The organism is Streptomyces rhizoryzae, assembly GCF_023155275.1.
GTDB classification, from domain to species: domain Bacteria; phylum Actinomycetota; class Actinomycetes; order Streptomycetales; family Streptomycetaceae; genus Streptomyces; species Streptomyces rhizoryzae.
This window is the reverse complement of sequence record NZ_JALMUV010000093.1, coordinates 1-7,212: the sequence shown is the minus strand read 5'-3', so window position 1 is coordinate 7,212 and position 7,212 is coordinate 1. Positions and strand designations below refer to the sequence as shown.

The following is a 7,212-nucleotide window of genomic DNA, read 5'->3' as shown; positions in this document are numbered from 1 at the left end:
CTCCACCCCCACCCCCTCCCGGAAGGACCACAATGTCCCCATGACCAGCACCGCACCCACCTTCACCACCCGGGTCCTCGACGTGACCACCGGCAGCACCGAAACCGTCGCCGACCTCACCCGCGACTGCGCGGCCTTCCTGGCCGACGCCGCCCAGGGCCGGGACGGCCTCCTCAACGTCTTCGTCCCGCACGCCACGGCCGGCATCGCGATCCTGGAGACCGGCGCCGGCAGCGACCACGACCTCCTCGCCGCCCTCCACGACCTGCTGCCCGCCGACGACCGCTGGCAGCACCGCCACGGCTCCCCGGGCCACGGCCGCGACCACGTCCTCCCCGCCCTCGTCCCCCCACACGCAACCCTCCCCGTTCTCGCAGGCCGCCTGTCCCTGGGCACCTGGCAGTCGGTCTGCCTGGTCGACACCAACATCTCTAACGTCAACCGCAAGGTTCGACTGAGCTTCCTGGGATGACGCAAGATCATCCTGGGGGTGGCCGTGCAATCTCCGTACCCTTCGTGCGCGAAACGGAGAAGCCTTGCACGGTACGGACCAGATCTTGTTCGAAAGCCCCTATGACGGTTGCGGAAAGTGCCTTATCGGGGTGCGTCGGCTCTCCCGTGTGAAGGCGGCCACGACGTCGCCCGAGCGCCAGAGGGAGGACGTGCTGGCGGCCGCGGCCTCCGTCGGTGCACACATCATCGGCTGGGCGGACGACTGGGAGGTCTCGGGTGCGACGGATCCGATAACCCGGCCCAAGCTCGGTCCCTGGCTCCGCGATGAGAAAGGCCCCTACGACGGTCTGGTGGCCGCGGCCGTCGACCGCCTGGGCCGCAACGTGGTCGACTGCCTGAACACCGGCTACAAGATGCGCGACGAGGAAAAGCTGCTCGTCACGTACGGCCACGAGGGGCCGTGGAATCTGGACGATTCGGCGGACGAGAACCGCTTCACCATGGAGGCGTGGGGCGCGCAGATGGAACTCCGGGCCATCCAGCGCCGCAACCGCAACGCGACGGTGAAGATGCGGGCGGCCGGCCGGCCGAAGGGCAAGCCCTCCTACGGGTTCCGGTACGTACGCACCGTCATGGGCGGCAAGGTCGACCGGGTGGAACTCCATCCACACGCCTCCGCGGTGATAAGGGAAGTCGCCCGGCGCATCCTCGCGGACCCCTGGTACAACACCGCCAGCAGCGAGGCCGCCCGGCTCAACCGAGTCGGCGAGCCCGCACCGGCCGACCACCTGGCCGTCATGTACGGAAAGCAGCCGCAGGGCCTTCCTTGGCATCCGACAAGCCTGCGGAACATCTTGCTGTCCGAGGCGACTCTCGGCTATCTCATGCACAAGGGCAGGCCCGTCCTCGATCGCAAGGGCAACCCGGTCCGCCTGTGCGAGGGGCTCTGGGACCGGGCAACTCACGATGCTCTGAAGAAGGCCCTCAGGCCGAGGGAGACGCCGTTCAAGGGCCGGCACTCGTTCCGTGACTACCTGCTCACCGAAGTGGCTCTGTGCGGACAGTGCCACAACCGGCTCTACACACAGACCTCTGCCGACGCGCCGCCACGTTACGTCTAGACCAGGCGAGGGACGACGTCCTCAGCTTCGGGCTCTTCGACGGGTATCACTGCCCGTCGGGGGCGGTGACGTCGCTGTAGAGGCGGAACAGGCGAGGCAGTGGGAGGGAAGCGTCCTGATCTGCGGGGAGGGCGCGCAGCGCGGCCCAGCATTCCTGGGCGAGGCGACGGGCCCGGCTGCCGGGCCAGGGCTGGGTCAGCAGTTCCCGAGGCAGCAGCGGATCGGGGGTCATGGCGCGGCTGAACTCCGCGGCGAGTTCCACGGCCAGGGTGAGCCGCTCGGCCCCGGACAGGTCTGTTCCGCGAGCCAGTCGGTCGGCGCAGGTCGCGGCGAAGGCGGTGAGGCGTTCGTGCCCGGCGGCGATCTCGCCCAATGGCCATATGGCGGCAGCCAGTCGGCAAGGGTCGCTGTCGTCTCCGATACGCAGATCGGTACTGGTCAGGAAGGTGACGGAGTCGAGTACGCCGAGCTGGCGGGCCTGGGCCTCGACCAAGTCGGCGATGGGGTTGGCGGCGACGTACAGGCCGCCCTGGACGGGTGCCGCGCCCAAGTACAGGAGGGTTTCCCGCAGGGCGTCGCGGGCGGTGCGGCGCGCTTCGGGGATGGCGAAGGCGAACAGGTGCCATGTGCCGTCCCAGGGCGCGAGCCCGTGGTCCTGCCGGTAGGCGTGGCGGACGTGGTCGGCGTCGAGGGCGAAGCTGTTGGTCACGGCATCGGCCACTGCCCGTAGGGTGGCCTTGCGTCCCCGCCCCTCTTGGGTGAAACGGCCAGCACCCGGTCGGTAAAGACCAGGTCGTACTTCGGTCCGGCGCCGGCCTGCCGCCGCCGCTCGGCACCGCGCCGCTCATCCAGCGCCGACTCGCACCGAGCAAGCCACGGGCAGGCCAACTCTTCGATCAAATCGCCGAGATGTGTACGGGAGACGCCACAGAAGGCAGGATGGGACAAGGCCGCACGGGCCCACTTCTTGCTCACACTCGAAGAACCCGTGCGGCCGCTGTTACGTCACGGGTCATGTGTGCATCGTCCCGGTCTGCGGCTGGCAGAGGTAGAACAGTTCGGGGTCGCCCTCATCAAGCCCGTGGAGAAGGCCGACTGGGCTCCATCCGGCTCGTTGCAGCAGCCGCTGCATCGGCTGGTTGGAGACATTGGTTGAGGTGAACAGCTTCGGGGTTGCGCACGAGGCCGCCGCGGCGTCCAGCAACCGGCAGCCAACGCCTCTGCCACGGGTGGATGGTGCGACCATCAGCATCGTGACGAAGCCCTGTTCGAAGAACGTGTACTCAACTACACAGTAGCCAAGAAGGCCAGACACACCTTCCGCTACGACCGCCAGTCCCTGCTGGCACCACCTTCGGATGCTCGCTACTCGCTCCCCGTCCCCTTCAGCCGCGACCGAGTCGATACCGACCAGCGCGTCGGCCTCTGACTCCCTTACGCGCCGCACAACGCACCCGGCGGAGTCCACTGCATCCATAAGGCCATGCTGCCAGTGCGCACCAGAAGCCCGCTCGACCCCTGGCCCTCTATCGCGGACCAGGTCGTAAGTGGTCGGCTTCGCGGATCGTTTTCGAACTTCAAGACCAAGGCGTCTTCGTCAGCCCGCGGACAACTTCCCATCCGCTCAGACAACTCCGGTCGACGTTCGCAGGAACGCAGCGTGGACGTTCAGGGCCCCGCAGGGGTGATGCCGGCCACCTGCAGCCTGCCCGGGGAGAGCACCTCGGGCTCCCGAGCGATGGTGGCCGCAGGCGTCGGCCAGTACGGCCCGTCCAGGCCGAATCCCTCCCGTACGGTCCAGCGCTCCGTGCACGGCACCCGCACCAGCAAGTCCTGCCCGAGATGGTCGGCATCGAACAACACCGAACAGACGGGCACCACTACCACCATGCGGGCCGGCCTCGCCGGGAATCCGACTAGGCCTATCCGGGACTGAAGCCGCTCGAATCCGCTGCACCCTTCCGGCGCGGGAATCCGCATGCCGCGCCCTCTACCCGATGCCGCGCCGAGCGAGGTCGGCGGCGATGCCGTCCAGGACGCCAGCGAGGCCCGAGAGGAAGAGGGCATCGAGGTCCCAGGGGTCGCCGCCCGCGCGCATCGCGGGGCCGAGTCGTGGGTACGCACCGGGCTCGCAGAGCGCACGGCGCGCGTCGTCCGTGGCATTCGCCCGGCGCCGGTCGGTACGTCGAGCCTTCCGTTCCGCCTCCACGTCGCTGACGTAGGTCAGGGCCACTCCCTGGACGTAGGAAGCGAACATGAACATGTAACGGAAGGCGTCGGCGGGTTCAAGGCCGAGTCCGTCGAAGGCGGAGAAGGCGCTCTCGCTGCCCACGGCGAGTGCCCGGCTGGAGTGCGTGCGGGTCGTCACCAGGACCTTCGACAGGATCCACGGGTGCCGGTGGTACAGCTCCCAGTCGCAGCGGGCGGTCCGTTCGAGGCCGTGCCGCCAGTCCCGCGGCGGCGTGTCGGGCAGCGGGGCGTCGATCAGCGCGGCTTCCACCATCAGGGCCACCAGGTCCTCCTTGCACGCGACGTGCCGGTACAGGGCCATGGTGCTCGCGCCGAGGTCGGTGGCGACCCGCCGCATGGACAGCGCGTCGAGCCCCTCCACGTCCGCGATCGCGATCCCCGCCCGCACAATGCGCCCGACGGTGAGATGGGATACGCCCGCCCCGCCCTCCGGGGCGCTGTTCTCCGTGCCGCTCGCCTCCGTCGGCTTCTCCGCCCTTCGCGCCCGGTAGGCCCGTGCCCGGCAGGCCTGTGAACAGAAGCGCCGCGGCCGCCCCCGCTCCGCCGATTCCAGATCCTTTCCACACACCGCGCAGGCCGCCTGATCCGGCACCACCACACCCCTTTTCGTCACACCCCGCATACGTGACGAAATTCTAACCCGCCAACGAGGCGGGCAGCCCCAAGCGCCGGATCAGCACCTTCGAAACGCATTTGCCGTCAGAGGGGCCCACATGCGTATGCTGCACGCTGTGACGCGCACTAAGTACGCACGAGTGACGTAACTGGTTGCAGCTGACTGGCGCAGCCATTGGCCGAAGGAGCACAAGATGGCACAAGGAAGCAAGAGAGCCAGTACCCGGCAGTGGATCGGGCTCGCGGTCCTGGTTCTGCCGTGCGTCTTGGCCTCCATGGACATGTCTGTCATGTTCGTCACGCTTCCGTCGCTGTCGGCCGACCTTCAACCCAGCAGTTCACAATCGCTGTGGATCATGGATTCGTACGGGTTCCTGCTGGCCGGCCTGCTCATCACGATGGGCACTCTCGGAGACCGGATCGGGCGGCGGCGGGTACTGCTGACCGGCGCCGCGGCCTTCGGCCTCGCCTCGGTCCTCGCGGCCTACTCGACCGGCCCCGAAATGCTCATCGCGACCCGCTCTCTCATGGGCATCGCCGGAGCCACGCTGGCCCCTTCCACCCTCTCCCTGATCCGGAACATGTTCCTCGACGAACGGCAGAGAGCCACCGCCGTCGGCATCTGGACGGCCGGTTTCGCCGGCGGCGCCGTCGTCGGCCCGATCATCGGCGGCCTGCTCCTCGAACACTTCTGGTGGGGCTCGGTCTTCCTGATCAACGTGCCCGTGATGATCCTGCTGCTGGTCCTCGGCCCACTGCTGCTGCCCGAGTACCGCGACCCCGAGCCGGGACGTTTCGACCTGCCCGGCGCCCTGTCGTCCCTGGCAGCCGTCCTCGCCGTGATCTACGGCCTCAAGACGACGGCGGAACACGGATTCGGCTGGACCGGGGCTGTGTGCGTGGCCGCAGGGCTGGGCGCGGGAGTCCTGTTCATCCACCGTCAGCGCACGGCCGCCCATCCGGTGATCGACCTCGCGCTGTTCCGCACCAGCCGGTTCAACGTACCGCTGCTCATCGACGCCCTGGCGACCTTTGCGATGGTCGGATTCTCCCTGTTCAACTGGCAGTTCATGCAGATCGTCCTGGGCATGGGTCCGCTCGAGTCGGCCCTGTGGTCCCTGCCCACCTTTCTCGTGATGCCTGTGGGCATCGCCCTGGCTACGGCGATGGCACCGCGTATCGGCAAGCCGAACGTGATGACCGTCGGGCTGACAGTGGCAGCAGCCGGTTACATCGCCCTCGCACTGATCCGGACCGACTCCGGCATCGTGCACCTGGTGAGCGCCCTCGCCGTGGTCTCCATCGGCATCGGGGGCGTGTCCGCCGTGGTCACGGAGGTGATCCTGTCCGCCGCTCCACCGGAGCGAGCCGGAGCGGCCTCGGCCCTGGCGGAGACCTCCTCCGAGTTCGGCGGCGCGCTCGGCATCGCGGTCCTGGGCAGCATCGGCACGGCTGTCTACCGCTCGCAGGTGGAGTCCCAGGCACCAGCCGGCCTCACTCCCGGGCAGCAGGCAGCGGCAGAGAATACCCTCGGCGGCGCCGCCGACACCGCCACGACTTTGCCGGCCCAGGCCGCAGAAGCTCTACGCAAGGTGGCCTTCGACGCCTTCAGCCACGAGATGCGGATCGCCGCAGTGGCCAGCGTCGTAGTAACGGCGGGCGGAGCCATTCTGATCGCCTCCCTGCTCCGCAGCACCGAACGGCCCGGCTCTGTAGCTGTCCCAGCGTCGGAGCCGGAGGAGACCACAGGACACGGCGGCCAGGATCATGCCAATGAACTACCCGCCGAGTCGCCCACGTCATAATCCTTGGGACCGACTAGGCCGTTTCCTTCAGATCATCGGATCGTTGGTCTGGTGTGCCGTTGACTGACGCCCAGTGGGCCCGCCTCGAGCCGCTGTTGCCGGATCGGACGCCGAAGAGGGGTGGGCGATGGCGTGATCACCGGCAGGTGATCGACGCGATCGCGTTCAAGTACCGCACCGGCACGCCGTGGATGGACCTGCCTGAACACTTCGGCTCGTGGAAGGGTGCCCACAACCGGCTGCGGATGTGGGCGGCCGACGGCACCTGGGAGAAGGTTTTCACCGCCCTGCTGGCTCAGGCCGACGCCGAAGAAGACCTCGACTGGGTCGTCGCGGTGGACTCCACCGTCGTCCGTGCTCACCAGCACGCCGCCGGGGCCCGCAAAAAAGGGCCCCGGCCGGCGAGCCGGACGACCATGCCCTCGGACGGTCCCGCGGCGGACTGACTACGAAGATCCACCTCGCTGCTGACGGCCGCTGTCGGCCTCTCGCGTTCGTCGTCACACCTGGCCAGGCCGGTGACGCGCCCGCATTCGAGCAGGTCATGACCCGCTTGCGGGTGCCCAGGCGGGTCGGCCGCCCCAGGATCACACCGGATGTGGTCTTGGCCGATAAGGCTTATTCGTCCCGGGCGATCCGCTGTCATCTGCGGCGGCGCGGGATCCGGGCGGTGATCCCGCAACCCTCCGACCAAGCGGCGAACCGCAAGCGGCGAGGCCGCCGAGGCGGCCGCCCACCAGCCTTCGACCGCGAGGCATACAAGCAGCGGAACACCGTCGAGCGCTGCATCAACAAGCTCAAGCAGTGGCGCGGCCTGGCCACTCGGTACGACAAGACGGCCTCCATCTACCTGGCCGGACTTCACCTCGCCGCCATCTTCATCTGGTCAGCGAGGTGATCCGAAAGAAAGGCCCTAGTAGTGCTTTGTTAGATGGTGTCGTAGGGCTGCCAGGGGGTGGGTTGGTGGC

At 68.3% G+C, this 7,212-nt stretch carries 8 protein-coding genes; 4 read left to right on the top strand and 4 right to left on the bottom strand.

Annotated features, from left to right (window positions below; translation table 11 throughout):
* The first annotated feature begins 40 nt into the window (after positions 1-40).
* Positions 41-472, top strand: a complete 432-nt coding sequence (locus tag MUU72_RS34705) for a secondary thiamine-phosphate synthase enzyme YjbQ (protein WP_248017445.1) — start codon at positions 41-43, stop codon at positions 470-472.
* Positions 473-536: 64 nt separating this feature from the next.
* Complete coding sequence (locus tag MUU72_RS34700; protein WP_248017444.1) at positions 537-1,574, top strand: recombinase family protein; 1,038 nt, start codon at positions 537-539, stop codon at positions 1,572-1,574.
* A 46-nt stretch (positions 1,575-1,620) separates the two neighbouring features.
* Here MUU72_RS34700 and MUU72_RS34695 read toward each other — a convergent pair whose 3' ends face one another.
* The 4 genes from MUU72_RS34695 to MUU72_RS34680 form a co-directional block, all read right to left on the bottom strand.
* Entirely contained in the window at positions 1,621-2,295 is a 675-nt protein-coding gene (locus tag MUU72_RS34695) for a PaaX family transcriptional regulator C-terminal domain-containing protein (RefSeq protein ID WP_248017443.1), read from the bottom strand.
* A gap of 291 nt (positions 2,296-2,586) precedes the next feature.
* Positions 2,587-3,051: a GNAT family N-acetyltransferase gene (locus tag MUU72_RS34690; RefSeq protein WP_248017442.1), complete on the bottom strand. Its 465-nt coding sequence runs from the start codon at positions 3,049-3,051 to the stop codon at positions 2,587-2,589.
* A 191-nt stretch (positions 3,052-3,242) separates the two neighbouring features.
* On the bottom strand, positions 3,243-3,464 hold the full coding sequence (locus tag MUU72_RS34685; RefSeq protein WP_248017441.1) for a hypothetical protein: 222 nt from the start codon (positions 3,462-3,464) through the stop codon (positions 3,243-3,245).
* A 100-nt stretch (positions 3,465-3,564) separates the two neighbouring features.
* On the bottom strand, positions 3,565-4,212 hold the full coding sequence (locus tag MUU72_RS34680) for a TetR/AcrR family transcriptional regulator C-terminal domain-containing protein (protein ID WP_248017440.1): 648 nt from the start codon (positions 4,210-4,212) through the stop codon (positions 3,565-3,567).
* A 421-nt stretch (positions 4,213-4,633) separates the two neighbouring features.
* On the opposite strand from MUU72_RS34680, the gene MUU72_RS34675 reads away from it, so the two are divergent.
* Positions 4,634-6,244, top strand: a complete 1,611-nt coding sequence (locus MUU72_RS34675; RefSeq protein WP_248017439.1) for an MFS transporter — start codon at positions 4,634-4,636, stop codon at positions 6,242-6,244.
* A gap of 53 nt (positions 6,245-6,297) precedes the next feature.
* Positions 6,298-7,142 (top strand): IS5 family transposase gene (locus tag MUU72_RS34670; protein WP_372503301.1). Its coding sequence is split into 2 segments (ribosomal slippage): positions 6,298-6,654 and positions 6,657-7,142, totalling 843 coding nucleotides; the frame shifts between segments, so codons are not numbered across the junction.
* The last annotated feature ends 70 nt before the right edge of the window (positions 7,143-7,212 follow it).

Bases quoted from the DNA above. Each gene is read 5' to 3' on its own strand.
- MUU72_RS34685 (WP_248017441.1), bottom strand. From the start codon at position 3,464: ATGGTGGTAGTGGTGCCCGTCTGTTCGGTGTTGTTCGATGCCGACCAT.
- MUU72_RS34690 (WP_248017442.1), bottom strand. From the start codon at position 3,051: ATGGATGCAGTGGACTCCGCCGGGTGCGTTGTGCGGCGCGTAAGGGAG.
- MUU72_RS34705 (WP_248017445.1), top strand. From the start codon at position 41: ATGACCAGCACCGCACCCACCTTCACCACCCGGGTCCTCGACGTGACC.
- MUU72_RS34675 (WP_248017439.1), top strand. From the start codon at position 4,634: ATGGCACAAGGAAGCAAGAGAGCCAGTACCCGGCAGTGGATCGGGCTC.